This is a genomic window from Oceanobacillus sp. HCA-5259, from assembly GCF_037892815.1.
Classification (GTDB): domain Bacteria; phylum Bacillota; class Bacilli; order Bacillales; family Amphibacillaceae; genus Oceanobacillus; species Oceanobacillus indicireducens.
The window spans coordinates 21,167-45,936 of sequence record NZ_JBBKBV010000011.1; the positions used below are offsets into that span (position 1 = coordinate 21,167).

The 24,770-nt window shown below is 40.9% G+C and carries 29 protein-coding genes and 1 pseudogene; 9 read left to right on the plus strand and 21 right to left on the minus strand.

Translation table 11 applies throughout. The features are described 5' to 3' along the window. Window positions 1–207 precede the first annotated feature (207 nt). The 11 genes from WKU33_RS08350 to mscL form a co-directional block, all read right to left on the minus strand. On the minus strand, window positions 208–765 hold the full coding sequence (locus WKU33_RS08350; RefSeq protein ID WP_336253624.1) for a 5-formyltetrahydrofolate cyclo-ligase: 558 nt from the start codon (window positions 763–765) through the stop codon (window positions 208–210). A gap of 18 nt (window positions 766–783) precedes the next feature. Next, window positions 784–2,460 (minus strand): formate--tetrahydrofolate ligase, encoded by a 1,677-nt coding sequence (locus tag WKU33_RS08355; protein ID WP_156854751.1) that lies wholly within the window; start codon window positions 2,458–2,460, stop codon window positions 784–786. Window positions 2,461–2,635: 175 nt separating this feature from the next. Continuing rightward, window positions 2,636–3,163, minus strand: coding sequence for a GNAT family N-acetyltransferase (locus WKU33_RS08360; protein ID WP_340454115.1), 528 nt, complete (start codon window positions 3,161–3,163; stop codon window positions 2,636–2,638). Then, window positions 3,160–3,321 carry a hypothetical protein gene (locus tag WKU33_RS08365; protein WP_156854753.1) on the minus strand — a complete coding sequence of 54 codons (162 nt, stop codon included), beginning with the start codon at window positions 3,319–3,321 and terminating at the stop codon, window positions 3,160–3,162. Before WKU33_RS08365 ends, WKU33_RS08360 begins: the two co-directional genes overlap by 4 nt. Window positions 3,322–3,371: 50 nt before the next feature. Beyond that, on the minus strand, window positions 3,372–3,956 hold the full coding sequence (locus tag WKU33_RS08370) for a DUF1273 domain-containing protein (protein WP_340454116.1): 585 nt from the start codon (window positions 3,954–3,956) through the stop codon (window positions 3,372–3,374). A gap of 79 nt (window positions 3,957–4,035) precedes the next feature. After that, complete coding sequence (locus tag WKU33_RS08375; RefSeq protein WP_156854757.1) at window positions 4,036–4,452, minus strand: spore coat protein; 417 nt, start codon at window positions 4,450–4,452, stop codon at window positions 4,036–4,038. Between the two features lie 126 nt (window positions 4,453–4,578). Continuing rightward, window positions 4,579–5,352, minus strand: coding sequence for an ABC transporter permease (locus tag WKU33_RS08380; protein WP_156854759.1), 774 nt, complete (start codon window positions 5,350–5,352; stop codon window positions 4,579–4,581). Further along, window positions 5,330–6,316, minus strand: a complete 987-nt coding sequence (locus WKU33_RS08385) for an ABC transporter ATP-binding protein (protein ID WP_336252312.1) — start codon at window positions 6,314–6,316, stop codon at window positions 5,330–5,332. The genes WKU33_RS08380 and WKU33_RS08385 overlap by 23 nt, the downstream gene beginning before the upstream one ends. 89 nt (window positions 6,317–6,405) lie before the next feature. Continuing rightward, complete coding sequence (locus WKU33_RS08390; protein ID WP_188855938.1) at window positions 6,406–7,011, minus strand: adenine nucleotide alpha hydrolase; 606 nt, start codon at window positions 7,009–7,011, stop codon at window positions 6,406–6,408. A 379-nt stretch (window positions 7,012–7,390) separates the two neighbouring features. Continuing rightward, complete coding sequence (sda, locus tag WKU33_RS08395) at window positions 7,391–7,552, minus strand: sporulation histidine kinase inhibitor Sda (protein ID WP_156854765.1); 162 nt, start codon at window positions 7,550–7,552, stop codon at window positions 7,391–7,393. Window positions 7,553–7,795: 243 nt separating this feature from the next. Next, window positions 7,796–8,173 (minus strand): large conductance mechanosensitive channel protein MscL, encoded by a 378-nt coding sequence (gene mscL, locus WKU33_RS08400; RefSeq protein WP_156854767.1) that lies wholly within the window; start codon window positions 8,171–8,173, stop codon window positions 7,796–7,798. 204 nt (window positions 8,174–8,377) lie between these two features. Between mscL and WKU33_RS08405 the strand changes: the two are divergent. The 3 genes and pseudogenes from WKU33_RS08405 to WKU33_RS08415 all read left to right on the plus strand — a co-directional run. Further along, window positions 8,378–8,630: pseudogene (locus WKU33_RS08405) on the plus strand (helix-turn-helix domain-containing protein); the annotation flags it as partial. A gap of 130 nt (window positions 8,631–8,760) precedes the next feature. Further along, a complete protein-coding gene (locus tag WKU33_RS08410) occupies window positions 8,761–10,482 on the plus strand; it encodes a SulP family inorganic anion transporter (protein WP_340454117.1) in 1,722 nt (573 codons plus the stop codon). 213 nt (window positions 10,483–10,695) lie between these two features. Then, window positions 10,696–10,896, plus strand: a complete 201-nt coding sequence (locus WKU33_RS08415; RefSeq protein ID WP_156854769.1) for a cold-shock protein — start codon at window positions 10,696–10,698, stop codon at window positions 10,894–10,896. A 96-nt stretch (window positions 10,897–10,992) separates the two neighbouring features. Here WKU33_RS08415 and WKU33_RS08420 read toward each other — a convergent pair whose 3' ends face one another. After that, a complete protein-coding gene (locus WKU33_RS08420; protein ID WP_336252314.1) occupies window positions 10,993–11,916 on the minus strand; it encodes a manganese-dependent inorganic pyrophosphatase in 924 nt (307 codons plus the stop codon). A 220-nt stretch (window positions 11,917–12,136) separates the two neighbouring features. Here WKU33_RS08420 and WKU33_RS08425 point away from each other — a divergent pair, with 220 nt between their 5' ends. Then, window positions 12,137–12,595: a DinB family protein gene (locus tag WKU33_RS08425; protein ID WP_336252315.1), complete on the plus strand. Its 459-nt coding sequence runs from the start codon at window positions 12,137–12,139 to the stop codon at window positions 12,593–12,595. Then, window positions 12,592–13,698 carry an NAD(P)/FAD-dependent oxidoreductase gene (locus tag WKU33_RS08430; protein ID WP_340454118.1) on the plus strand — a complete coding sequence of 369 codons (1,107 nt, stop codon included), beginning with the start codon at window positions 12,592–12,594 and terminating at the stop codon, window positions 13,696–13,698. Before WKU33_RS08425 ends, WKU33_RS08430 begins: the two co-directional genes overlap by 4 nt. A 170-nt stretch (window positions 13,699–13,868) precedes the next feature. Here WKU33_RS08430 and WKU33_RS08435 read toward each other — a convergent pair whose 3' ends face one another. Then, window positions 13,869–14,522: a YczE/YyaS/YitT family protein gene (locus WKU33_RS08435; RefSeq protein WP_336252317.1), complete on the minus strand. Its 654-nt coding sequence runs from the start codon at window positions 14,520–14,522 to the stop codon at window positions 13,869–13,871. 323 nt (window positions 14,523–14,845) lie between these two features. Here WKU33_RS08435 and WKU33_RS08440 point away from each other — a divergent pair, with 323 nt between their 5' ends. After that, on the plus strand, window positions 14,846–15,397 hold the full coding sequence (locus tag WKU33_RS08440) for a cupin domain-containing protein (RefSeq protein ID WP_336252354.1): 552 nt from the start codon (window positions 14,846–14,848) through the stop codon (window positions 15,395–15,397). Window positions 15,398–15,452: 55 nt separating this feature from the next. Here the strand turns inward: WKU33_RS08440 and WKU33_RS08445 are convergent, their stop codons facing one another. From WKU33_RS08445 to WKU33_RS08460, 4 genes are all read right to left on the minus strand, one after another. Then, a complete protein-coding gene (locus WKU33_RS08445; protein WP_188855943.1) occupies window positions 15,453–15,692 on the minus strand; it encodes a DUF362 domain-containing protein in 240 nt (79 codons plus the stop codon). Between the two features lie 629 nt (window positions 15,693–16,321). Further along, the gene (locus tag WKU33_RS08450; protein ID WP_340454119.1) at window positions 16,322–17,002 is read right to left on the minus strand and encodes a nuclease-related domain-containing protein; all 681 of its coding nucleotides are present in this window, start codon (window positions 17,000–17,002) and stop codon (window positions 16,322–16,324) included. 9 nt (window positions 17,003–17,011) lie between these two features. Further along, window positions 17,012–17,227: a hypothetical protein gene (locus WKU33_RS08455; protein ID WP_340454120.1), complete on the minus strand. Its 216-nt coding sequence runs from the start codon at window positions 17,225–17,227 to the stop codon at window positions 17,012–17,014. A gap of 233 nt (window positions 17,228–17,460) precedes the next feature. Then, entirely contained in the window at window positions 17,461–17,604 is a 144-nt protein-coding gene (locus WKU33_RS08460) for a hypothetical protein (RefSeq protein ID WP_336252319.1), read from the minus strand. 155 nt (window positions 17,605–17,759) lie between these two features. On the opposite strand from WKU33_RS08460, the gene ytaF reads away from it, so the two are divergent. Then, the gene (gene ytaF, locus WKU33_RS08465; RefSeq protein ID WP_336252320.1) at window positions 17,760–18,380 is read left to right on the plus strand and encodes a sporulation membrane protein YtaF; all 621 of its coding nucleotides are present in this window, start codon (window positions 17,760–17,762) and stop codon (window positions 18,378–18,380) included. Window positions 18,381–18,508: 128 nt separating this feature from the next. On the opposite strand, the gene WKU33_RS08470 is transcribed toward ytaF, so the two are convergent. Continuing rightward, complete coding sequence (locus WKU33_RS08470; protein WP_340454121.1) at window positions 18,509–19,408, minus strand: AEC family transporter; 900 nt, start codon at window positions 19,406–19,408, stop codon at window positions 18,509–18,511. Between the two features lie 164 nt (window positions 19,409–19,572). On the opposite strand from WKU33_RS08470, the gene WKU33_RS08475 reads away from it, so the two are divergent. After that, window positions 19,573–20,424 carry a CvfB family protein gene (locus tag WKU33_RS08475; protein WP_336252322.1) on the plus strand — a complete coding sequence of 284 codons (852 nt, stop codon included), beginning with the start codon at window positions 19,573–19,575 and terminating at the stop codon, window positions 20,422–20,424. A gap of 67 nt (window positions 20,425–20,491) precedes the next feature. On the opposite strand, the gene WKU33_RS08480 is transcribed toward WKU33_RS08475, so the two are convergent. Beyond that, a complete protein-coding gene (locus tag WKU33_RS08480; protein WP_156854782.1) occupies window positions 20,492–20,773 on the minus strand; it encodes a hypothetical protein in 282 nt (93 codons plus the stop codon). Between the two features lie 177 nt (window positions 20,774–20,950). On the opposite strand from WKU33_RS08480, the gene WKU33_RS08485 reads away from it, so the two are divergent. Continuing rightward, on the plus strand, window positions 20,951–21,736 hold the full coding sequence (locus WKU33_RS08485) for an HAD family hydrolase (protein ID WP_156854783.1): 786 nt from the start codon (window positions 20,951–20,953) through the stop codon (window positions 21,734–21,736). A 68-nt stretch (window positions 21,737–21,804) separates the two neighbouring features. Here WKU33_RS08485 and opp4A read toward each other — a convergent pair whose 3' ends face one another. Beyond that, the gene (gene opp4A / locus WKU33_RS08490; RefSeq protein WP_340454124.1) at window positions 21,805–23,718 is read right to left on the minus strand and encodes an oligopeptide ABC transporter substrate-binding protein; all 1,914 of its coding nucleotides are present in this window, start codon (window positions 23,716–23,718) and stop codon (window positions 21,805–21,807) included. Window positions 23,719–23,850: 132 nt separating this feature from the next. Beyond that, window positions 23,851–24,750 carry an ABC transporter permease gene (locus tag WKU33_RS08495; RefSeq protein WP_156854786.1) on the minus strand — a complete coding sequence of 300 codons (900 nt, stop codon included), beginning with the start codon at window positions 24,748–24,750 and terminating at the stop codon, window positions 23,851–23,853. Window positions 24,751–24,770 lie beyond the last annotated feature (20 nt).

Genomic DNA, 24,770 nt, shown 5'->3' on the forward strand with positions numbered 1-24,770 from the left:
AAAGTGAAACTCATTCAGTGGGGGTTCCCTTACCTCCCCACTGAATGTTAGTTGAACAGAATCAGGTATTTACGGACTGTTTACCCCCTCCCTTCACATATTGGGCTTCCCTCATGTTTAGAGGGGGGGTATTACAGACCGTTAATACGTGATAAAACAATCGCACGGTGCTCTGGGAAGGGCGGTGCGATTGTTTTTGTCGATTTATTATAAAAAACCATTCTCCGTAACCAGATAATCGACGGGGATATCAAATGGCTCAGCTGGTACTTCCTCCACTAATTGGCCTGAATATAGTACCGAAACGGTTCGGTTAGGGAAATCTGTAAGGAAACGGTCATAATATCCCCCACCAAATCCAACCCGATAGCCGCGCTTATCAAATATAAGGCCCGGAACGATAAGTAGATCAATTTCCCGCTTTTCCACCTTTACTGTCTCATGCGGATTCGGTTCACGGAGATTGAAGTAACTTGCTTCCAATTGTTCAAAATCATCAAGCTGATAAAAATCAAGCCTTCTCTCCTCAGGGACACACTTCGGAACCGTGACCGTTTTTCCTTCTTGCCATCCCTTTCTAATCAGGGGTTCCGTATCCCATTCCAAACCACCGGAAACCGTGACCCCGACGGTACTGGCCTGATTCCAAAGGTCAGAGGAAGTGAGATTTTGAACTATTTTCTCCTCAATTTCCGCTCTTTCCACGCAGCTGAGGTTCGTTAATCTATCCTTTGCAAGATTCCTTAAATTGAGCTTATCCAACATCTCGCCCCCTCTTTATCATTAAAATAAACCAACAATTTTCCCTTCCGGTGTAACATCAATATTTTCAGCTGCCGGGATCTTCGGCAAGCCCGGCATTGTCATGACTCTTCCCGTCAAGACAACAAGGAAGCCCGCTCCCGCAGATACTTTCACTTGTTGGATAGTAATATGAAAATCCTTCGGCGCCCCTCGTAATGCAGGGTCATCTGATAAAGAGTACTGTGTCTTTGCCACACAAATCGGGAGCTTATCATACCCAAGCTTAACAAGCCTTGTAATCTCCCGCTCCGCCTCCGCTGAAATCTCAATTCCCCTTCCACCGTACACTTTCTGCACAAGCTTTTCAATCTTTGTTGGGATGGGATCTTCCAGACTATATGGATGACGCAAGGTGCTCTCCGTTTCACAAAGCTTTACGACTTCCCGAGCAAGGTCTTCCGCCCCTTTTCCGCCTTTTGCCCAGACATCGGAAAGAACTACATTCACACCGATTTCTTCACATTTTTTCCTTATCACATGAAGTTCTTCCTCTGTATCTGTCGGGAATTTATTAATCGCGACAACGGAAGGAATACCGAAAACATCCTGCATGTTTTCAATATGCTTAAGCAAATTAGGCAGACCTTCTTCAACTGCTTGAATATTTTCTTCATTCAAATCAGAGGCAGCTATTCCTCCGTGCAGTTTCAAGGCGCGGACAGTTGCCACAATTACAGCCGCATCAGGTGCGATATTAGCCATCCGGCTTTTAATATCAATAAATTTCTCTGCACCCAGGTCCGCCCCGAATCCAGCCTCGGTCACCGTATAATCCGCATATTTCAATGCAAGTTTTGTCGCCATAATACTATTACAGCCATGGGCAATATTTGCAAACGGTCCACCATGGATAAGGGCTGGTGTTTTTTCCAAGGTTTGCACAAGATTCGGCTTTAATGCATCCTTAAGTAAGGCAGCCATCGCTCCGTGAGCCTTGAGTTCGCCAGCTTTCACCGGTTCATCATCGTAATTGTAACCGATAATAATTTCTCTTAGTTTTTCCTTTAGTTCGTTTAGATCATTGGAAAGACAAAGGATAGCCATAATTTCGGAAGCGACTGTAATATCGAACCCATCTTCCCGTGGCACCCCATTCTTCTCCCCACCGAGACCATTCACGATATGGCGGAGTTGTCTATCATTCATATCGACTACACGCTTCCAAGTGATTTTCCGGGTATCAATATTCAATTTATTTCCTTGATGGATGTGGTTGTCGATAAGTGCAGCAAGGAGATTATTAGCAGCTCCGATTGCGTGAAAGTCTCCTGTAAAATGCAGATTTATATCTTGCATCGGGACAACTTGCGCATATCCACCACCGGCAGCACCGCCCTTTATTCCGAAAACCGGACCAAGTGATGGTTCCCTTAAAGCGAGCATTGCTTTTTTACCGATTCGCTTTAAGCCGTCACCGAGACCAACTACAGTCGTCGTCTTTCCTTCACCTGCGGCCGTCGGGTTGATTGCCGACACAAGAATGAGCTTGCCGTCGGGAGCTTCGCGCATTTTTTGTAAAGCGGTAAAATTTACTTTCGCCTTATACTTCCCATACAATTCAATATCACTCTTGTCAAATCCTGCTTGATCGGCAATTTTCGTTATCGGCTCCATTTCAACAGATTCTGCAATTTCAATATCTGTTTGATAGGTCATCTGCTTACTCCTCCTTTATAATCAACCTTGCTAACTATTTTTTATTACTCAAATTGGATTACTTTTATCCCTAGGATGCGCATCCGTTAACCGAGCAACCGAATCGCTATTATGGCTCTAAAAAAAGAAACGGGCGAAGTTATTTTCACTGCTGAATATAAGCAATTAGCAGTATTTATTCATGTATATTCCATATCATTCGAATTGTATGTATAGTATGTCCTTCTAATTCATCATCAAATTCAGAAATCTTATAAAATCCTTTCCGTTTGTAGAACTGGATTGCTTTTATGTTCTGACGTTCCACATGAAGGGAAATCTTGTCCGCAGCTAATTGATCGCTCCCAATCTCTAATAGGGCACTGCCGATTCCCTTTCCCTGGTATTCCGGATGTAGATAGATCGCGTGTAAGTGAACGCTGTCATCTGAGTATACTTGCGAATAATTAGCAAACCCAATAAGTTCTTGATTGATTAATGCTACATAAAAGTTCGAATTTCTCCGCTGCTTTTTCAACATCTTCACGCTGTAAGCCTGATTCAAGAAACTTTCCTGAATTTGTGACGGAATAATTCCTGTATAAGTAGAATTCCAGCTGATTTTAGCAATATCCTGGATTGCCGGAATATCTTTTCTCTTCATCTTCCGAATCGTTAAGTCCATCCTACTCACCTTGCCATTTATTTCCTCGTTCTTCTTCATTTCCGTTTCGCTTTCCGTTCGTGATGCTCTTCAAGTATGGCCTGGCCGACTGTTGAGGCCTCAATTCCTTTCTTCACCCCAGCAGCGATAACAAAGTATAAAATAATAAATGGGACAACAAATACAAACAAATTTAATAACGATGCCAAAACATTCACAAGCTTACCCCCTCTCTATTATTATACTTATTTCTCCAGCTCTGTTCCATCTATTTCAATCCTTGATTGTTTTGCAAGTTAATCCAGTAATCCGGGTCAGTCATTTGAATTTCTTCTACAATGTCATCAAGATCCATCGGTGTAATGAAATAAATCGGATAATCTTCGTTTGTTTTCTTTGCCGCCTCATAAAAATAACGGACGCTCCCAGGGTACTCTTCATCCATCAGCAAAAGGCTCGCATCACTTTTCTCAACAAACCATGCATCCCGTGCTCGGAATTGGTAAGGACCTTTGTAGTCGCCAACATATAACGGCTTATAAAAGTCTGCTGTCATCACCATTTCCTGATATTTCTCCTGAAGCATTTCAGGCCAGCGCTTGTCCTGATTTTCAAAAGCAGGGAAGATCGCCAGCTGAACTTCATACTCCTCTTCTTTTAAATCAAGCACAACTTCAGCTGTCCAGAGCTCCACCCCCATCTGACCGGATACGATCACCCATTCCAGTCCCTCTTCGATAAATCCGATAATTCTCTTCCTTATCGCTGCTTTGATAATATGAACTTTCGGATCATTCTCTTTAAAAATTCCCATTTCAAGTGATTTATAGCCACTTACATGTAATACTTTCATTTATTCACCTCTTATCAAATAGTCCACTAATTAAAAATAGGCTGAAACGATTAAGTTCCAGCCTGACTTCGCTACTATCTTAACACCACTTACCGTGCTTATGCCAATGATGACCCTGATGCATTCCATAACCCGGCTGAGTTGCCCCCATGACCTGGCCTGGTCCTGCACCAGGACCCATGCCATATCCAGGTCCCATGCCATACCCACCTGGGCCTCCCGGAGGACTATACGCACCCGCTACTTGATTTGGTCTTGGTGGGGTTTCGAAAGCTCCGCCGAATTGGTCTACACTGCTGCAAGTGTTTTGCACGGAAGTTGAATGCGGATAAAAATGCTTATTTTTCACAAGATGATGCTTCATAACAGTGGTGTGCGATGGATGCACATGGTTTACTGTACTCTCAGAGAATTTGTTGACACAGTTATGCTTTGTTGGATATACAATCGTTTTACATGCATGACAGCCACAATGCTGCCCGTGATGATGCCACATGATTTATTTAATCCCCTTTCTGTTATAGATTCACTACTAACCTATGACAGTAGCCGGCAGAGTGTATAAGCAAGTACCCAGCTTTCAGGAAAATATATATGTTCGCCCGTTTCGCCAAATCATGATTCAATAATGGGCAAGTAATCCTTTTTCCATCGCCACTCTTTCACAATAAATGAATACGCCAAGTCCAAGAGCGAAATAGAACAAGGCACTTGCAAGCAGAACAAGGAAATCATTCATGGCAAATTGACTGAGGCTGACACCATGAATCATCACTTCCCGGACCATATCGAACCCTTTAACAAATGGCAGGAACTGGATGATTGGTGACAAGGATAACGGGATAAAGGCGAGTGCCATTAAGATGAACTGCAGAATTTGCAAAAATGCTTGCACCTGCTTCAATATAATGGAAATACCTGCGATGATGAAACTGATGCCAAACATACCAACAAGGGTGAGCAGCATAATCGGCACCAGTGTTACTACATCTATATTCAACCATTGACCGGCAGTTGCCATCGACACGTAAAGCAAAGCAATAACAATCGTTAAATTGATGACCGTCGTCGATAGGAGCCGTGCTGCCATTATTCGCCAGATCCCCATTGGCGACATCGATAGCTGCTCCAGCGTTCCCCGCATTGCCTCATTAATGACTTCGTATCCGATACTATTGATAATTGTAATTGTTAAAAACCAAAAAATGTAATTCACAATTACATATTGCGTATTCGCATCCTGGGTTGTCGGATCGCCAACCATCTGGATCACTCCGAACAAACCTAGAAAAATAATGTAAAAGGTTAAAATCATCGCAATTGTATTTGGTAAATAACGTTTTAATTCCAGATACTCTTTTTTCAAATTTGCCTTAAGAAGGTTGAGCCAAGCCATTTCCGCCTTCCCCCTTTACTATTTTCATAAAGATCTGCTCGAAGTTCACCATTTCCCTGTCAATGGACTCCACCGGTGTTTTCGCCAGCTTTAATAGATCAAATAGATCATAGAATTCCTCATTTCCTGCTAAATCCACTTCAATGACTGCTTGTAAATGGTCTGTTTCTTCATATTGATGAGCTGGGAATTTCTCACGTAAAAGACGTTGCTGTTCCGTAGTAAGCGGCGCACCTAATGTGAGCTTATAGTTCCTCACGGCAAAAAGTTTTAATAAATTATCGATTTTTTCATCAATGACAATTTGTCCTTGATTGATAATAACCGTGCGTTCACAAATATCCTGGATCACATCCATATCGTGGGAACTGATAATAATCGTTTTCTTAGCATCCTTCACAATCTGTTTTAAAATTTCCCGGACCTCATAGCTTGTTTCTATATCGATTCCAAGGGTAGGCTCATCAAGTAAAATGACCTCCGTATCAGCAAGCATCGCCACTGCAATCGCCAGTTTTTGCTGCATGCCGCGGGACAATCTATTGACGAGTTCATGTTCCTTCTCTTTCAGATGGAAGTCACGCAAGAATCTCTCAATTTTTCCCCGTACTTCCCGGTTACTCTTTCCGCGGTTCCCTGCAAAGTATTCCAGATTTTCTCTTACTGTCAAGCGCCAATACAAATTACGGTTTCCTTCGAGCACAGCACTAATATGCCGGAGAGCTTTCAACCGATTCTTTTTGTTATCAATCCCCTTGATGGTAATTGTCCCTTCATCCTGACGCAGCAGACCACAAATCATTTTAATTGTTGTCGTCTTCCCCGCCCCGTTCGGACCGAGCAACCCAAGTATTTCACCAGGATACACGGCAAAGGAAACATCTGACACCGCTTGGGTGAATTCATTTGTCTTCCGCTTCTTGTATTGTTTATGGAGATTATGTACCTCGACAATCGGCTCCATCCTTCCATCCCCTTTTCGTATCATTTACATGTATTGTAAGATAAGAAAACATCTACGAATACACTCCTTAGCAGGAACACTTCTCAGCCTTAAGACTGAAATTTGTTCTTTTGAAATAACGGACCGTCATATACGTACGTATGGTACTCGCCCGATTCACCAAGTGGACAAACATCAAGCTTCACAATGTCCTCGATAAAATGTTGATCTATCTCTCTTCCAAGCCAATCTTTTGGAAGCTTTTCTTCATCCAGCTTTATGATTTCACTTTTATAGCCGGTCTTTACAAAGTCATGGAGCAAATCAATCGAACGCTCCTTCTTCGTCCATAACGGATAGATTGCTTCGAGATTTACCGATTGTGCAAGTTCTTCCCCCCACTTACGGTGCCCTTCCAGATAAATATCACCAAAAGCAATTCCGTCCAACTGATACGTTTCCTTTATTTCTTCAAGTCTTCGTTTATAATCTGTGGTGTAATTTTCAAAATCGGTAACGACCCATTCGATTGGTATATTTAAACGTGCCGCCTGATCTTCCAGCCGCTTTAATTTCTCGCCGTGAGCAACTGTTTCCCCGCTCTCGTTCCACACAGTCGTCATAAGGCAAACGACCGTAATCCCTTGTTCTATCATCCGGTGCAGGGCAAACATAGAATCTTTCCCACCACTAAAAGATAATACTGTATTTGTCATTTTTTCTTTCTCCTTTCCGTTATATTACCTATTCTACAAGAAATATCGATTCCCTTCCCGATCGGTATATTACTGTTCACCAGCCCCCACTATATTTTTCGGTAGGGGATGAATACAAGGATATAGGCGAAAGAATAAATATTTTATTCCTCCATTCCCGCTAAATATATAGAAAAATTATTATTTCTCCTATAATGGCAAAATTAACCTAATTAATCAATTACATCCCGGCCAAAAATTTAGCTCTGGTGATGGATTAAAAAAAGTGAAATTCATTCAATGGGGGTATTACAGACCTTTAATACGGGATAAAGGTGAGGGGGCAAGAGATTTTATAGATAAACCCTCCCCCCTCTTGGCAAGAGTAACCAATTAAATGTTATTCTTGCCAGGAACTTTTACGCCTCTTTTGTTTAGAGCTGGAGCGCCTTTTCAGTTCCTCTTCTAGTTGATAAATAAAATGCGGGTCCAGATCCAGTTTTTTGGCTTTGTTATAAGCGCAAACAAGACCGCCATTTGATAACTTCCTCAGCTCATTCATGATCACACCCCCTTTCTTAGGCTTAAGATACGGGTTGTTTACGCAAAAAGCGAGGATGAGTTTACCTAAATCGACAATTTATTTACACGTGTTTAAATTTATTCTACAAAATGTGGGATGAAAAAATGGACAACAAAAAGGAACGAGAAATGGATCGATCTCGTTCCTTGTAAAATATAGGTATTTCTATATTTTCTTTTCAGAAACAAACAGGCAGGCGGTATCTAACTGCCTGTTTGTTTGTTAGTTTTGTCCATTTTGCTCTTTTAACAAATCGCGGATTTCGGTAAGTAATTGTTCCTGTGCATCAACTTCATCTTCTTCCTCTTCTTCTTTCCGCCTAAATTTATTCAAAATCCGGATTGCCATGAAGATAGAGAAGGCAATGATTAAAAAGTCAACAAATGACTGGATGAAACTTCCATACATCACTTCAGCATTCCCTACGGTTATTTTCAAACCAGTGAAATCAATTCCTCCCGCAAGCATACCAATCAGTGGTGTAATAATATGATCAACAAAAGAAGTTACGATTGCGTTAAATGCAGCTCCAATCACAACTGCTACCGCTAAATCAACGACATTTCCCTGAAAAGCAAATTCTTTAAATTCTTTCCACATCTAAACTCTCTCCATTTCCTTAAGACTAAATCGAATAAACCAAGAACACTCGTGACTTCAGCCATGAGATGAATTGGTTTGGTTTTGACTTTTTCTCACTTTTTCTACGTCCTGTATACTAGTAAATAAAGTGAGGTGAATGTCGTGTTAAGACATAAAGCATATAAGTTTCGAATGTATCCAAATCAAGCTTAACAATTTTTAATTGCTAAAACAATGGGTTGTTCCAGATTTGTATATCATCACTTTCTTGTCCTTTGTAAGTGGAATAAGCTCAAAAAGGCTTATCCTACAACGCTTGTTCGGCTATGCTCCCAAAAATGAAACGGGAAGAAGCTAAATGAAGTCGGGCAGCATTGCCCTTCAATCTTTCATCAGAAACCTCGCTGATTCTTCCTCCCGTTTCTTTAAGAAACAAAACAACAAATCAAACTTCAAAAGTAAAAACAATCCGGCGTAAAGCTATACAACAAAAAACGTGAATCGCACATGAGAGGTAATCATTCAATGAAAAATGCACTTATTTAAGTACTCCCCATCTTCTATGGTATCATAGTTAGTAGCATGAAATAGGAGCTGAAGTAAAATTGTTGAAAGACAATCGATTCAAAGGGTTAACTGCCAATGATATCAAGCAGGATGTGATTGCTGGTATTACAGTTGGCATCGTAGCAATCCCTCTTGGAATGGCATTTGCAATTGCGTCAGGAGTGAAACCGGAATATGGCTTGTATACGACGGTCATTGCGGGGATTCTTGTTGCATTGTTCGGGGGGTCAAGATACCAGATTGCCGGTCCAACAGGAGCCTTTATCCCTATCCTGCTTGCGATTGTTTTAGAATTCGGTTATGAGGATTTGCTGATTGCAGGATTTATGGCCGGAATCATCCTCTTGATTATGGGTTTTTTCAAGCTAGGGAATCTGATAAAATTTATTCCTCGTTCTGTCACGATTGGGTTTACTGCCGGAATTGCCGTCATCATATTTTCAGGACAGATTGAAAACTTCCTCGGTTTAGCAGGCATGGAGAAGAAAGAATATTTTCATGAAACAATGCTGCAGATTTTTGATAAGTTGCCGACGATGAATTGGTACAGTATTTTAATCGCCGTTCTTGGGGTTGTTATTCTTGTTTTCGTGCCTCGTATTTTCCCGCGTGTACCAGTATTGCTAGTAGCACTCATTATTCCAGCACTAGTTGCGTATATATTTTTCCCTGGAAAAGTTGATACGATTGGAACAGCTTTTGGAGGAATTTCGCAAAGCTTACCAAGCTTGCACATTCCGGAAATTACGTGGAATAAAATCATTAATCTCCTGCAACCGGCGTTTGTTATTGCGATGCTTGGCGGGATTGAGTCCTTACTATCTGCTGTTGTCGCCGATGGAATGACCGGTAAACGGCATAATTCGAATCGGGAGCTTGTCGGGCAAGGTCTTGCCAACGTCATCACACCTTTGTTTGGTGGGATACCGGCAACAGGTGCGATTGCCCGGACCGCGACAAATATTAATAGCGGTGCAGTCAGTCCATTATCCGGCGTGTTTCAGGGTGTATTTGTCTTGGCTACGATTCTTGCCTTTGCACCTTTCGCCTCCCATATTCCGCTTGCCAGTATGGCACCGATCCTTATGCGGGTTGCTCTTAATATGAGTGAATATAAATCGTTCGCCCATATTATTCGCTTGAGATCGAGTGACTCTTTAGTCTTAGCGGTTACGTTTTTGCTTACGGTATTCGTTAATTTGACGGTTGCAGTACAGTTCGGTTTACTGCTTGCAATGGTTTCCTTTGTGAAACGGATGAGTGAAGTGCTTGGTGTAGAGAAAGTCATTCCGAGTCATTTGAAAGATGAGCAGGCTTTAAAAGACGAGAAATTGACTGCCAAATGTCCACAGCTTGCATTTTTCACCATTGAAGGTCCATTGTTCTTTGGAGCGGCTGATAAATTTGAATCCACGATCACCCGCTCAATCAACCAGAAACCGGAAGTACTCATTTTGAAAATGAAGCATGTTTCCTATATAGATGCAACAGGCGGCAATAACTTCACTAGCCTTATCCGCGACTTCCGGAAAACCGGGGGAACTACTTTACTTGCAGAAGTCAATCCTGATGTGCTCGAAGCTATGAAGGTAAGTGGATTATATGAAGAAATTGGTTCTGATCATATCTTCAATGACGCAAGCAAAGCAGTCGACTACGCACTGCATATCATCAACGTACCAAAATGTTCCCGCTGCGGTAAAAAAGGAGCAACCGCCTGTCAAGTCTTCCAAGAAAGCCAAAAACTCCAATCTTCATAGCGGGACACTGGGATCAGAGCATTTGTCCCAATTTCGGTTTTTCGAAAAAAATTAAAATAAGTTTGCAATTAGTAAATAATAGTGCTATACTAATGGTAATTATTTTGGTTCGGTGATTATAAGGATAGAAAATAACACTGGTTGTTATCGTCTTGAATTGGCAACTTGAACAAAATAGTAATAAACGTGCAACACGCACATGGAGGTATTTTAATGAACACAGGTTCAGTAAAATGGTTTAACGCAGACAAAGGTTTCGGTTTTATCGAAGTTGAAGGTGGAGACGATGTATTCGTACATTTCTCAGCAATTCAAGGCGAAGGATTCAAAACTTTAGAAGAAGGTCAATCTGTTTCTTTCGATATTGAAGAAGGTAACCGTGGACCACAAGCAGCAAACGTTGTTAAATTATAAGACGCGCTAAAAAAAGCCTTTCCGAATTTCGGGAAGGCTTTTTTTATGTTTCATTTTTGTTTTAAGTGGGACAAAACCTCTGACCCCACTGTCCCATTACTTCGTGTATTCATCTGTTAATGTGGTGACGATTTGTTTCTTACGAGAGACGACACCTCTTAGTAAGGCACGGTTATTTTCGAGGTTCACGTTGAATCCGGTTGCGACATTCGCTTGTCCGTTTCCAAGTGCAAGGACTTCTGAATCATTATTTAAAATATCCGTTACGACGAATAAGAAAAGATCGAGATTTTTCTCCTCAATGATGTTATTGATTTCAGCCTCAATCTCACCTTGTTTTTCATAAATTGCATTTAAATCAACCGTGTTAATCTGGGCGATTTCAACTTTCGAATCCCCCATTGTAAATTCTTTTGCATCCATTGTAAGCAGATCAACAATCGATTTATCACTTAAGTCCGCTCCAGCCTTCAACATGTTCAAGCCATAAGTTTCTAGATTCACTTCCGCAATCTCAGCTAATTCTCTTGCAGCGGCTACATCTTCCTCTGTACATGTCGGTGATTTAAGCAGTAGCGAATCTGAAATGATTGCTGACAGTAGTAAACCTGCCATTTCTTTAGAAAGTTCCACATTATTTTCTTTGTACATTTTATTTAGAATCGTTGCCGTACACCCAACTGGTTCAGCGCGGAAATAAAGCGGCTCTTTCGTTTCGAAGTTAGCAACGCGGTGGTGGTCTACCACTTCTACAATTTTCGCATGTTCAATGTTGTCTGCACTTTGCTGGAACTCATTATGGTCGACTAATACGACTTCTGCACCATCCTCTAGCCTTTCTAGTAATGCTGGTGCATCCACTTTGAAAAACTCAAGTGCATACTCGGTTTCTTTACTCACTTCTCCTAATCTGCGGGCTTCCACTTTTTCACCAAGTTTTCCTTTTAAATCTGCATAAACCAGTGCCGAGCAAATCGTATCGGTATCTGGATTTTTATGTCCAAAAACTAATTTCGTCATGACGTCTTCTCCTTTATACACGTATTCATTATGTAATTTCGTTTGAAATCTAATCAAATTCTATCACACGAACCTCCCTCTTTCAATTATCGACAAATAGGAGTTTAACGAAATTCAGGCGGAACCCAGCACAATATTTTACATTTTATTTGTGAAAGGCTAAACTAGGTTAAGAGTACGTACAACGTGAAGAACTTATTTTTTACAAGGAGGATGTACAATGTCAAGAAAACAATTCAACTTGGCAAGAACTGCTTTAATTAATTTTATGGATCATATAAATGAGGAAACGGCAGACGTTCAGGCAAAACCGTTCAACAATACATTACGCTGGCACATCGGCCATGTTCTCACCTTTACAGAAAAATTGTTATTCCGCTATCCGAAGAAATCAGACAACATTCCGGAAAATTATGCGGATCTATTTGGCCCAGGTACAAAACCGAGTGATTGGACAGAAGCAGCTCCAACATTGGAAGAATTGAAGAAACATTTACTAGACCAGCAGGAGCGAGTGAATAATTTCGATGACCTGTTCTGGAAAACAAATGTAACCTTTAAAGTACCATTCGGCAGTATTGAAACATTTGGTGACTTGCTCATCATGCTCGGCCATCATGAAACGGAGCATCTTGGAAAAATGAAAGCCATGCTTCAAGTTGTGAATGCGGAAGTATGACGAAGAAAATAATTATAATCGGAGGCGGTATCGCCGGTGCAAGCTCAGCCTATTACCTTTCTAAAGAAGGAGTAGACGTAACGCTTATAGACCGTAGCGATACTGGACAGGCAACCGATGCCGCAGCAGGAATCATTTGCCCCTGGCTTGCCCAGCGCAGGAATAAAGCATGGTACCGGCTAGTGAGGATGGCTGCGAAAATGTATCCAGATTTAATTAAAGAACTGGAAGCGGCCGGCGAAACCGATACCGGTTATAAACAGGTCGGTGCCTTAAGCCTTCACAATGATGAGAAAAAATTGCACGCAACAATCGAGCGCGTATCAAAGCGCCGGGAAGAAGCCCCCGAAATTGAAGCGATCGAACTTCTCGATGAAGCTGCAGCAAAAGAGAAATTTCCACTTCTAAACGACGGATATCAAGCCATATTTGTCAGTGGTGCTGCCCGAGTAGATGGTCGTAAATTAAAAGATGCATTGATCCGCCGCGCAAGGAAAAATGGTGTAAAACTCATTCAAGGAAACGCCGAGCTTTTAGTAGAAGGAACTCAAGTGCGCGGTGTCCACGTGAACGGTGAAAAGCTAGCAGCTGATCAAGTAATTGCAACAACGGGAGCCTGGATGAATGAACTACTGGAACCTTTTGGTGTGGAAGGATTATATGTAAGGCCGCAAAAAGCGCAAATCCTACATCTTCATTACGACAAATTGGAAACAGGTAATCTCCCAGTCATTAAGCCACCAACGAATCAGTATTTACTGAGCTTTGACGATCACCGCTTCGTCATGGGCGCTACTACTGAAAGCAAGGTGGGTTATAATACAGATGTAACTGCAGCTGGAATCCATGAGATTTTAACGAAAGGCTTGGAAGTTGCCCCCGCTCTAAAGGATAGCGCAATTATTGAAGCACGGGTTGGCTTTAGGCCAATGACAGAAGGATCACTTCCAGTAATTGGTTCATTACAAGGTCTAGACGGTTTACTCTATGCAAATGGTCTCGGTGCTTCCGGACTTACTGCCGGTCCCCTGATGGGCCAGCAACTTGCTAAACTTGCCCTTGGGGAAGAAACTGATCTAAACTTGGAAGATTATCACCTATAGAAAAATGTGGGTCCTTAAAGTTGGCCCACATTTTTTATTTGACAAATAAATACTGGAAAATTTGTCTGCATCTCTCACGCGAATGGAATCCCCCACTCATCTATCGCATTTAAAGTCAGTTAAACATTATCCCATCTTCCAGTAAGATTTGTCTTGAGCATACAACGAGATTAGCTCAATTCTTTCTTTACAGGAACTTGCCCTTCCCTATCTAATTTCCCTTCTATCTTTTTAATCAATGACTTAAAAAAGAGGTAAGATTGCTGAAATATTGGGCTTTGGATAAACGTGAACAGGAAAGTGAAGATAAACACCGGACCACCTACAGCAATACCAAGTACAAGAACGAGTGTCTCCACGATAATTCGCACCCGACTGATTGAGATTCCCGTTTTATCCGACAATGAAAGCATAAAGCCGTCCCTCGGACCTGAACCGACTCCACCAGCATTATACATACCACCACCGAAACCCATCACAACAATTCCGGCTAAAATAATCAGAATGTCTATCCAGCGATTCGTTGCTGCGGGTAGAAAATCCAGCCACATATAAAAGTCTACAAATAATCCAACGAGAAAAGCATTAAAAAATGTTCCTAACCGGATATACCCCCGGTCCATTATGAGGGTAATCAGGATCAGTAATCCGGAAACGATAATCGCCCATGAACCGATCGATAAGCCAAAATGATGGAAAAATGCAACATTTAGAACATCCCACGGGTGAATCCCAAGATGCTGCACATTAATCGTTAATGTAATTCCCATACTGAATATCATAACCCCGACAAGGAAAAAAGCCCACCGAATCGTCTGCTTCAAGACCTAATCCCCCTTTTCCGATTATACCTTTGCACATACTATACCATATTCAGACTATCTTTCGGATTGCTTTTTATTCTGGCCCCCTTCACGCAAAGTTTTTATCACGTATTAACGGCCTGTAATACCCCTTCCCTAAACACGAGGGAAAACCATTATGTAAAGGCCGGGGATAAACAGTCCGTAAATACCTGATTCTGTTCAACTAACATTCAGCGGGGGAAGGATACTCCCGCTGAATGAGTTTCACTTTATCGAAAAACAAAATAGGCACCGCCTGCATAGGATAACAAGAAAAGTATAATTGAAAGGAAATGATAGAAATGTACTATGGTTACTATCCATACCCCAACTATCCTCAAGGCTACTATCCATACCCTTACCCTTATGAACAACCGGTTTATTCAGATATGGACGAAGACAGGGATTATTATCCGTTACCTGAAGAGGATATGGAAAGGCAGGGGGACCAAGGTGGGCAGCCGTACGTATTTAATATTGAACATGCAACCGAGCGGAACCGGGCATTCCGGCGGGCAATTTGGACTGGTACTCATCTCCAGCTCACCCTGATGCGGATTATGCCAGGAGAAGACATCGGGCTTGAAATTCACCCAGATACAGACCAGTTTTTACGAATAGAAGATGGACGCGGAGTTGTGCAAATGGGGCCCCAGCATAATCAATTAACATTCGAACGGCGGGTTCGTGAGGATGACGCAATTTTAGTTCCAGCCGGTACATGGCATAACATTATAAATACCGGAAGAAAGCCTCTACTCCTTTATTCCATTTATGCACCTCCAGAGCACCCAAAAGGAACGGTGCATCAGACAAAGGAAATAGCGATGCAGGAGCACCGAGAAGAAGAATAAATCCCCCTTATATGAAACAGCCGTATGCTCTTTACCTTGCATACGGCTTGTCTAATTATCGATTTGCGAAAAATTCTTCTGCGCGCTGGAGGAATACTTCCTGATCTGGTGATAGATCGTATTCTTCCTCAATCGCATCAACTGGGCACACCGCTTTACAAGCTGCACAGTCAATACATACATCAGGATCTATATAAAACTGATCGGGACCTTCTTCAATACAATCAACCGGACATACGCTTACACACTCTGCAGCTTTTTCCGACTGACATGCTTCTAGAATAACAAAAGCCATTTATTTTCTACCTCCTTAATAGCTATAGTCTCTCTTCTATTTATGATAGAACTTTATTTAATGAATGTAAATAAAATCGATTGATTGCAAGGATGAATTTTGAGTAGCCAAATACCTACAGTACATCTGTAAAGTAAAATTCGAAGAGTTAGGAGGCTTCTTATCGATCGAATGGGTATAAAATTTAACTTACCCGAAAGGTTTGGGAGCTCTTTATCATACGAACGAACATAAAGATCAACTTTTCAAGGGATTAGAGAGCTTCTTATCATGCGAGCAAACGGAAAATCAAACCGTTCATGAAATTAGGAGACCCCTTATCATGCGAGCAAACGGAAAATCAAACCGTTCATGAAATTAGGAGACCTCTTATCATGCGAGCAAACGGAAAATCAAACCGTTCATGAAATTAGGAGACCCCTTATCATGCGAACAAACGGAAAATCAAACCGTTCATGAAATTAGGAGACCCCTTATCATGCGAACAAACGGAAAATCAAACCGTTCATGAAATTAGGAGACCCTTTATCATGCGAGCAAACGGAAAACCAAACCGTTCATGAAATTAGGAAGTTCCTTTTCATCCGAATGGATAAACTTCTCTATGCATTCGGCCGAATACAAATCTATCAAACATAGTGAGTCCATTTTTTTGTCCCAACCGATTTAAAATTCGTTGATAATACTCTGTAAATGATGTTCTTAGGTACAAGCTCTCCGCACCAGTGAAAAATCTGGTGTGTTGTTAGCCTTTCATTTGGAAACAATAGTTGAAATTCGCTGATCGAACGCAGCACGGCTGTTGTCACAGATTCCTTATAACCGCAAACTCCGCATACACAAGTTCTTTTTACTAATCTCATCGATAAGCCTTCACAGGCTGTACAAGTTATTCCTTTATCCAATTCGGCATATTCCACCTCAGGTAATTTCTGAAATGGTGATTCTTTTTTTGCAAGTTCCACTAACCGGGAAGCTAATCTTCTTTCAGAAGCCGTCACATTCCCAGCCTCGTGCATAAGAAATGAGACATGTCTTTCAATCTGATTAGGAAAAATAGCAGGGATATCGAGTGGGGATTGATAAAGAAAGAATGTCGGATGGACGAAGACAACATGGGATTCAATGGGAGTATTCGAACCGATACTTAAAAGCATTTGCCGCAGAATTGATTCAGCTCGACTTAATTGGTGAAACGGATTGATTATTTCCTGGCGGGGTATTTTATAAAACTTATCATTATCAAAATAATAATCCCCTTCAAAATTCTTCACTTCATATAAATAAATTTTACTTCGTGTGATTAACAAACAATCCACCTAGAAAGTTGTTTGATTGTACTCAAGAAGCAAGTCCGTTAGAATAATAGAATCATTCTTTAATTTCCCTATGGATTGAGAAAATAACAACTCACCTTCAAAGCCTCGTTGGAGGTTGAAATAATATCTCTTTTCCTTACTCGTTAACCTTTTCCTTTTACTTAAAGTTTCCAAGAAATTTAATTCCTTTGGTTTTCTAACAATTGCAGTACTCATTTTTCATCTCCTTCTTATTAAAAATAACTCATATCTATGTCTAATTATATTGCATGTTTTATTATTCTGCCTATTGAAACCACCCTCTCCAACACGCAGGCAATCATTAGAAAAATAAGAGACTGATTTGAGTCAGCCCCACATTACTTATTTCATATGTCCACATACCATTCGATAATATGGTCGCTTGGTTTCGCATCAAAATGGGTGTCATATCAATATCTAGAAAAATATCATCCGGTTCTTCGCGTAAAATAAACTTTTCCCTTCCAGCGGGTTAATGACTGAACAATTACTTCAACTCCTGCTATTTTTACTAACTGCCGTTTCAGGTAACTTAAGGCTAACTGTTCATCATCAATATAAGCAACACGCATGTCGCCCCCCTATATTACTAGTTATATTTCACCATATTTATAATCAAAAAAGGGGGTAACGTTATCAATTGTCGGAATTCCCCCACGTAGCTTTCTCCGCACATCCCTCCTCTATTTTCATACAATACTTTAGATATGAAAAAGGAATGGATGCGATGCTTTATTATACTGGTTTATTTTTATTAATTATTGCAGTAAGTCTTGATGGACTTGGGGTTGGCATAAGTTATGGAATTCAGAAAACCCGCGTCCCGATGTTTGCAATAACGATTATTATGCTTTGTTCAGGGGTTACCGTTTTTGCCGCGATGTCAATTGGTGAGGGGTTAAAAGTTATCATTCCACCAACTGTTTCTGAAAATATTGGGGCACTAATACTAATTTCCCTAGGTATTTTTACCTTATACAATATAATCCGGAAAAATAAAACAAAACAAGAAGAAACCCAAAATAATTCGATGCTTACAAATGTAAAAAAAGTGTTTCGTTCACCTAAGCAAGCTGACTTGGACCGTTCCGGAACAATTTCAAAGCCAGAAGCAATCCTTCTTGGCATGGCGCTCTCACTCGATGCTTTCGGGGCAGGGTTTGCAGCAAGTCTGCTGCACTATTCGGCATTCCTTACAGCTGTGCTCGTCGCAATGATGAGTGGGATTTTTCTCATCGTCGGATTAAAGATCGGGCTGCTTCTATCGAAATACGAAGACATCCAATTCTTCACCCTACTCCCATCCCTCCTCTTAATTGGCATCGGATTATTCAATTTAATAACATGAAATCTAAAAAGCTAGGATTTTCTTATTCAAAAGAATCCTAGCTTTTATTAACATAAGTGAATTAAATTAAGATACACTGGATAACTGGAATTGCTAGCAGCAACCCCATCCGGTTCCTGCACCTGTTTTTACAATTGCAATAAATTCAATACGACGGAAATAGAGATGACACTGACGACCGTCGCTATAAAGGTCATACTTGAAACGAGTTCTGGTTCACTATCGAACTCAATTGCATACATCGTCGTCGTTGCTGCAGTTGGCATTGCAGAAATAATGATTAACACTCCCCCGACAAGTGGATCGATATGAAACAGTTTCACGAACAGATAAGCAATAACTGGTGCCCCGACCATTTTCAGCGTTACACTGGAAGCAATCACTTGCCAATTCAAACGTAAAGAGGTCATAGATCCGAGCTGCATGCCAAGCACAACCATCATCACTGGGATTGAAGCCTCCCCGACCATCGAGAGCATGGAATGGATCGATTCCGAGATTGGTACCTTCAGATATTGAAAGGCAACACCAAGTATTGCTGCATATGTAGTCGGCATTTTCATCACATTAAGAAATGCCGTCTTCACTCCGTCCCTTCCCCGGGAAGCATAATAGATCCCGAAGAAGTTATTCATCAACCCTTGAATAACCATAATGAATACGGCATATGGAAGAGCAACCGTTCCGACACTAAAGAGAACAACCGGCAACCCGTAGTTCCCCGAATTCATAAATCCTGTCGCAAGGATTGCTGCACTTTCCGTTTTATCTGGCCATTTGAATATTTTACCTAAAATTTTATTTAAAATAACCATGATTCCAAATAAGACGAGCATATAAATAATAATTACTAAATAGCCACTGTCAAAATCCGTATCATACAATGTAATAAAAACAAGCGCCGGTGACAAAATATAAATCGTCACTGCCGAAACAGAACGCACACTCATCGGGCGTAATCGCTGCAGGATAAAGCCTGATAAAAAGACTAGCATAATTGGGATAATAACTTGAATAAATAAAGCCAAAACTCATCGCTCCAGTATTTTTTAGTCACCTCTTCTATTTTACCACAGTATAGGATAGGATGAATCTCTTCTGCTTTTTTCTGTACTGTGATACGATGAGAAAAACAGCTAAAAATAGATGTTCAAAAAGGATGAACAAAAGCTTAAAGAAAGAAGTGTGAAAGATGCATCTTCCATTAGGTAATCATATAACGATGACCGTACTCAGGAAAATTGAAACCGGCTATGTGCTTGTAAAGGATGATAGTGAAGCCCTTCTTCATCACAATGAGACAGATAGAGAATTAGAAGAAAACGAAGAAGTGGAAGTATTTCTTTATCGTGATAAAAAGGGGAACATTGCAGCAACAACTTCACTGCCAACCGTAACGACCATTAATTATGGCTGGGCAGAAGTTGTCGAGGTCGTCCCAAGGCTTGGCGTCTTTATCAATATCGGAATCGCTAAAGAGATACTCATTTCAAATGATGACCTCCCTAAATTTCGCTCGGTTTGGCCAAAGACAGGAGACAAGCTTTTTGTCCGTCTTGACTTAGATTATAAAAATCGTCTCATAGGCCTTCTCGCTACAGGAAATGTTATCGCTGAATATTATGAAGCAGCACCAGAACATTTATTAAATAAAACGGTATCCGGGAGAGTTTATTACTCGAGTAGAGAAGGTTCCGAAGTCTTCACAGAAGATAATTATCGTGGGTTTATCCATCACACGGAACGTAAAACAGAACCACGATTAGGAGAACTCGTAACTGGTCGGGTCATCGATGTAAAAGAAGATGGCACGATAAACATCTCCCTTCGTCCAGTAAAGAAAGAGAGCATCCCACTTGATGCAGAAGATATTTTAGAGCATCTTGAAGCAAGCGGTGGCGTTATTCCATTCAACGATAAGAGTGATCCTGAAGAAATCCGCGCAACATTCAATATAAGCAAGGCTGCTTTTAAACGCGCACTAGGGAAGTTAATGAAAGAAGGAAAGATTGAACAACGCGACGGGAAAACATTTTTACTTTAAAATAAAAAACATAAAACATTTCTTCGATGAAATGTTTTATGTTTTTTGCTTTTACATTGTTAACTTTTTATGCTTCAACGTTCTGATATGCATCAAGGATCGATGTAATCATGAAGCTGACTGCTGCTGCGAATAAGGATGCAATTCCCCAGCCTCCAAATCCTGCACCAAGCAGATCAACTTTTGGAGCTACGGAAGCAATTGCTAATAGTAGCAAACCTACGATAACAAAGAAGAAACTTAAATAATAGCAGGCCTGTGAACTTTTGTTTGCTCGCAGAATAACAGCGTTAACGACAAGGGTTACTACTGTAAGAATAATTCCTGCTAAAATAACTGTTTGTACCATGCTTTCACCCCATATATTGATATAGTTCTTATTATAGACTATATCCAAAGAGAATTAAAGTCAATTCATTAGAATGACGAAATTTCATATAAAATATTATCCTTTCGTTAAGATGCATGGAAATGAAACTAAATATGGTATAATAAGATAGGAATATGGGTAATAAAGGAGAATAACATGAGATATAAAGCAGTATTTCTAGATATTGACGGCACTATATTAATGCCGGACCATACCTACTCTTCCTCTACCGTAGAAGCAATCAAGCAGTTGCAAGCGCAAAATATACATACATTCATTGCAACTGGGCGCCCTCTGCATGAAATTAAGGGACTGACGGAAGAGCTGAATATTACGAACCTAATTGGCTATAACGGGGCATACGGGATTGTTCAAGGGAAAGAAATTGTAAACGAACCATTCACACCAGAAACAGTAGAGCGTTTCAGAAAAACAGCTGAAGAGAAAAAGAATGAAATGGTCCTCTATGCGAATGGCGAGAACTATTTCACGGCCATCGATGACCCCTTCGCACAAGGATTTATTAAAACTTTTGAAATGAAAATAAATGTGGAGCTAGTAGCCCCTAAATATGACAACATTTTAGGAATGACATTGATGAAACTTAAAGAGTCAGAAGTCAATACATATCAATCGGATAAAAACATTCACCTCTCTCAAGTGAACGTTCCTGGTATGCAGCATGCTTACGATGTCATTCGTACAAATGTAAATAAAGGAAAAGCAATTAAGCAAGTTCTTGATCATTTGGGAATCGATAAAGAAGAAACAATTGCTTTTGGAGACGGAATGAATGATAAAGAAATGTTTTCAACCGTTGGAACTAGCTTTGCAATGGGGAATGCCGACCCTGAGCTCTTCCAATACGCAACACACCGGACGACTACGGTGAGCGACTCAGGAATATTTAACGGCTTAAAGCAGTTAGGTCTTGTTGGGTAATTTAAAAAAAGTTCCGAGTATCAGATTGATACTCGGAACTTTTTTATTGTTGCTGGCAGTTCCTGTTATTAAGGCAATATAGGATCTTCCTGAGTTACAGCAATTTCATGTCGTATAAATGGATTAATATGTGGCTCAATGTTGTAGTTCACCACACGGTTATTAACAGGGACTAGCTCCGCACGGTAATTCGTCGGGAATACTGGAATCTCTTCCACAATCAATTCTTGCCATTCGCTGTAAACTTCAAAACGATAATCATCATCAAGCGCCTCAGCAGAGACCCCTTCTTCTAACAGACGCGTGTTCTCGTCACTTTCATAACGAGGGAAGTTAAATAATTCTTCCGGTCCATATAGACCAGTCGGGTCAACGTCAGAACCTACTCCCCAGGCTCCTTGATAGATGTCGATTTCAGGATCATCTTCACCGCTTTGCCCTACACGGTCATAGAATGCGTTGAACTCTTGTAAGCGCCCATCAAGTAATTCCACTTTAATTCCAATATCATTCCAAGCTTGGATGTAATAGTTAGCGATTGGCTCAGCTACGTCACTACCTTCCATGGAAGCAAAGTTGAGTACTAACTCTTCCCCGTCCGGAGTTTCACGTATGCCATCACCATCTACATCTTCGTAGCCAGCTTCATCTAAAATACGATTCGCTTCATCTGGATCATAAGTTGGCGCTTCAATTGATGGATCATGGAACAGACCATGTGATGGTGGAATAAGTGTTGTTGCATTCCAACGTAATCCATTATAGAAACGTTCGCCAATAGCTTCATTATCCACTGCATACCACATTGCACGACGTAATTCTACATCTGCCACTTTTGAATCCGGATCCATCTGGACACGTTTGTTTTCCGCATCCCATGAACCTAATTTAAATCCAATATACGTGTAGGATAGATCGGTTTGACCTAAGAATTCCACGTTTGTTAACTGATCATGCACGTCAATATATTGGTCTGCTGGGAATTTATCAACTAAGTCGATTTCTCCAGTTTCGAGTGCTTCAGCAATCGTTTGTGGACTAACTACTTTTAATGTCACACCATCAAGTTTCGGTGCACCTCGCCAGTAGTCCTCATTCGCTGTATAAGTTACAGACTCTCCAGGAACAACAGACTCGACTTTAAACGGTCCGATTCCGATTGGATTCACACGAACTGCATCTGATTCAGACATTTCTGCCACTGGAATTTCTTCAAAAATATGCTTCGGTAAAGCATATTCCCAAATACCGCCAGCCAGCAAGGAAGGTGTTGCGTGTGTAAATGTGATTTCTAATGTCTTATCATCAATAATATTCAGCCCTTCAATTGTACCTGCTTCAGCTGCATACGTTGTTTCCGCTTCCTCTTCTGCCTCACGATATTCTCTCGCACCGACTACGTTCGTAATGTTACCGAAACGAACTCCGTCATAGTCTGGGTGACCAATTACTTCAAAGGCATATACCCAGTCTTCTGCCGTTAGAGGCTCACCGTCATGCCAGTAAACATCATCACGGATTGTGAATGTGAATACATCACCTTCATCGTTTGTTTCAAACGTGGCAACACCGTCGTTTGTATAGTAGAAATTCTCATCCATTGTGAGTAACGGCTCATCAAACCATTTAAGAACCTCTGCATCATCTTCTCCTGAATAGAAGTTAAAGTTAAGCGTTCCTTCAAATACGGATGACGCTACTAAACCAAAGTTCAGCGTACCACCTTCGATAGCTTCCCCTTCATTTGTTTTTTCTGTAGCGAAATCATCGATAGAGAAAACGTCGTCTCCGCCTTCAGCAGAATCGTCACCTTCATCTTCTGTGCCTTCTTCATCATCCGTTTCCTCTCCGGTAGTATCTGTATCAGAACCGGTACCTGTATCGCCCGATTCATCATCAGAATCTCCGCTACAAGCCGCCAGTACTAAGAGTAATAGTAACATCATAGCTACTAGCCATTTACTAAAGCTTGCCTTCTTCATCCTTTTAACCTCCCCTTTAATTCTTTTATTTTTTTGCTGTCCATCCCATTGGCGCGGACAGCTTATACTAAACACCAATACAAGGATTGATATTGATGTAAGTAATGGAATAAATAAAGATTTTTTTAAAAGCTATCCTCTTCTCTGCCTTGAATCAGCTGCTCGTCTTAATGCTTCGCCAACGTTTCTTACCGCTAGCATGAGCAGCAGAATCAAGATGGCTGCAGGGATCCAAATCCACCATCTTGATTCAAGCGTTTGCGGATTCGTTGCATAACTTAATAGTGTACCTAAACTTGGCGTACTTTCGGGTAAACCAAATCCTAAGAAGGACAATCCGGATTCAATCCCAATATTCGCAGCCAAATTAAGCGTCATCGTTACGACGATAAGTGAAGTGATATTCGGCATCACTTCTTTGAATATGATTTTAAAATGCGATGAACCGAGAGTTCTCGATGCCTGTACATAATCAAGTTCTTTTTCCTGCAAAGCTTTTGACCGGATCAATCTGGCGATTCCCATCCATAAAAATATTGTCATAATTAACGAGAACGTGAGCGTATTATACTTTGGAACAAGTGAAACAAACACAATAACGATCATCAGGAAAGGAAGGACATTGAAAAAATCCAAAATACGCATCATCACGTTATCGACATGTCCGCCAAAATAACCAGAAACGAGACCAAAGACAATTCCGATTATTCCACTCATTAACGTCACTAGAAAACCAATCGTCAGGGAATTTCGAGTTCCGATAATAAGTTGCCCAAACACATCACGCCCCCCGTAATCCGTTCCTAATATAAACTCATCATTGGGCGGTTGGTGGATCGCGAACAAATCTACTTTAACAATATCATCTTGATCCAGGACAATTGAAATTCCATATACTAAGGCTGTGACTAATACTAAAAATATTAATGAAATTAATGCTAGTTTATCCCTAAATATCTCGCGCCAGAGTATCCGGAGTGCAGTAGGGTTCTCCGCCTTCGCTGCCTCCATCTGAACATTTTTTATTTCCATTTTATATTCACCTCAGAGTT

Coding starts and splice junctions, on each gene's coding strand:
- WKU33_RS08375 (WP_156854757.1), bottom strand. CDS start 4,452: ATGTGGCATCATCACGGGCAGCATTGTGGCTGTCATGCATGTAAAACG.
- WKU33_RS08350 (WP_336253624.1), bottom strand. CDS start 765: ATGTTGGATAAGCTCAATTTAAGGAATCTTGCAAAGGATAGATTAACG.
- WKU33_RS08385 (WP_336252312.1), bottom strand. CDS start 6,316: ATGGAGCCGATTGTCGAGGTACATAATCTCCATAAACAATACAAGAAG.
- WKU33_RS08460 (WP_336252319.1), bottom strand. CDS start 17,604: ATGCGTGTTGCTTATATTGATGATGAACAGTTAGCCTTAAGTTACCTG.
- WKU33_RS08440 (WP_336252354.1), top strand. CDS start 14,846: ATGTACTATGGTTACTATCCATACCCCAACTATCCTCAAGGCTACTAT.
- sda (WP_156854765.1), bottom strand. CDS start 7,552: ATGAATGAGCTGAGGAAGTTATCAAATGGCGGTCTTGTTTGCGCTTAT.
- WKU33_RS08370 (WP_340454116.1), bottom strand. CDS start 3,956: ATGAAAGTATTACATGTAAGTGGCTATAAATCACTTGAAATGGGAATT.
- ytaF (WP_336252320.1), top strand. CDS start 17,760: ATGCTTTATTATACTGGTTTATTTTTATTAATTATTGCAGTAAGTCTT.
- WKU33_RS08355 (WP_156854751.1), bottom strand. CDS start 2,460: ATGACCTATCAAACAGATATTGAAATTGCAGAATCTGTTGAAATGGAG.
- WKU33_RS08430 (WP_340454118.1), top strand. CDS start 12,592: ATGACGAAGAAAATAATTATAATCGGAGGCGGTATCGCCGGTGCAAGC.
- WKU33_RS08420 (WP_336252314.1), bottom strand. CDS start 11,916: ATGACGAAATTAGTTTTTGGACATAAAAATCCAGATACCGATACGATT.
- mscL (WP_156854767.1), bottom strand. CDS start 8,173: ATGTGGAAAGAATTTAAAGAATTTGCTTTTCAGGGAAATGTCGTTGAT.
- WKU33_RS08380 (WP_156854759.1), bottom strand. CDS start 5,352: ATGGCTTGGCTCAACCTTCTTAAGGCAAATTTGAAAAAAGAGTATCTG.
- WKU33_RS08485 (WP_156854783.1), top strand. CDS start 20,951: ATGAGATATAAAGCAGTATTTCTAGATATTGACGGCACTATATTAATG.
- WKU33_RS08445 (WP_188855943.1), bottom strand. CDS start 15,692: ATGGCTTTTGTTATTCTAGAAGCATGTCAGTCGGAAAAAGCTGCAGAG.
- WKU33_RS08360 (WP_340454115.1), bottom strand. CDS start 3,163: ATGAAGAAGAACGAGGAAATAAATGGCAAGGTGAGTAGGATGGACTTA.
- WKU33_RS08480 (WP_156854782.1), bottom strand. CDS start 20,773: ATGGTACAAACAGTTATTTTAGCAGGAATTATTCTTACAGTAGTAACC.
- WKU33_RS08415 (WP_156854769.1), top strand. CDS start 10,696: ATGAACACAGGTTCAGTAAAATGGTTTAACGCAGACAAAGGTTTCGGT.
- WKU33_RS08425 (WP_336252315.1), top strand. CDS start 12,137: ATGTCAAGAAAACAATTCAACTTGGCAAGAACTGCTTTAATTAATTTT.
- WKU33_RS08495 (WP_156854786.1), bottom strand. CDS start 24,750: ATGGAAATAAAAAATGTTCAGATGGAGGCAGCGAAGGCGGAGAACCCT.
- opp4A (WP_340454124.1), bottom strand. CDS start 23,718: ATGAAGAAGGCAAGCTTTAGTAAATGGCTAGTAGCTATGATGTTACTA.
- WKU33_RS08455 (WP_340454120.1), bottom strand. CDS start 17,227: ATGAGTACTGCAATTGTTAGAAAACCAAAGGAATTAAATTTCTTGGAA.
- WKU33_RS08390 (WP_188855938.1), bottom strand. CDS start 7,011: ATGACAAATACAGTATTATCTTTTAGTGGTGGGAAAGATTCTATGTTT.
- WKU33_RS08475 (WP_336252322.1), top strand. CDS start 19,573: ATGCATCTTCCATTAGGTAATCATATAACGATGACCGTACTCAGGAAA.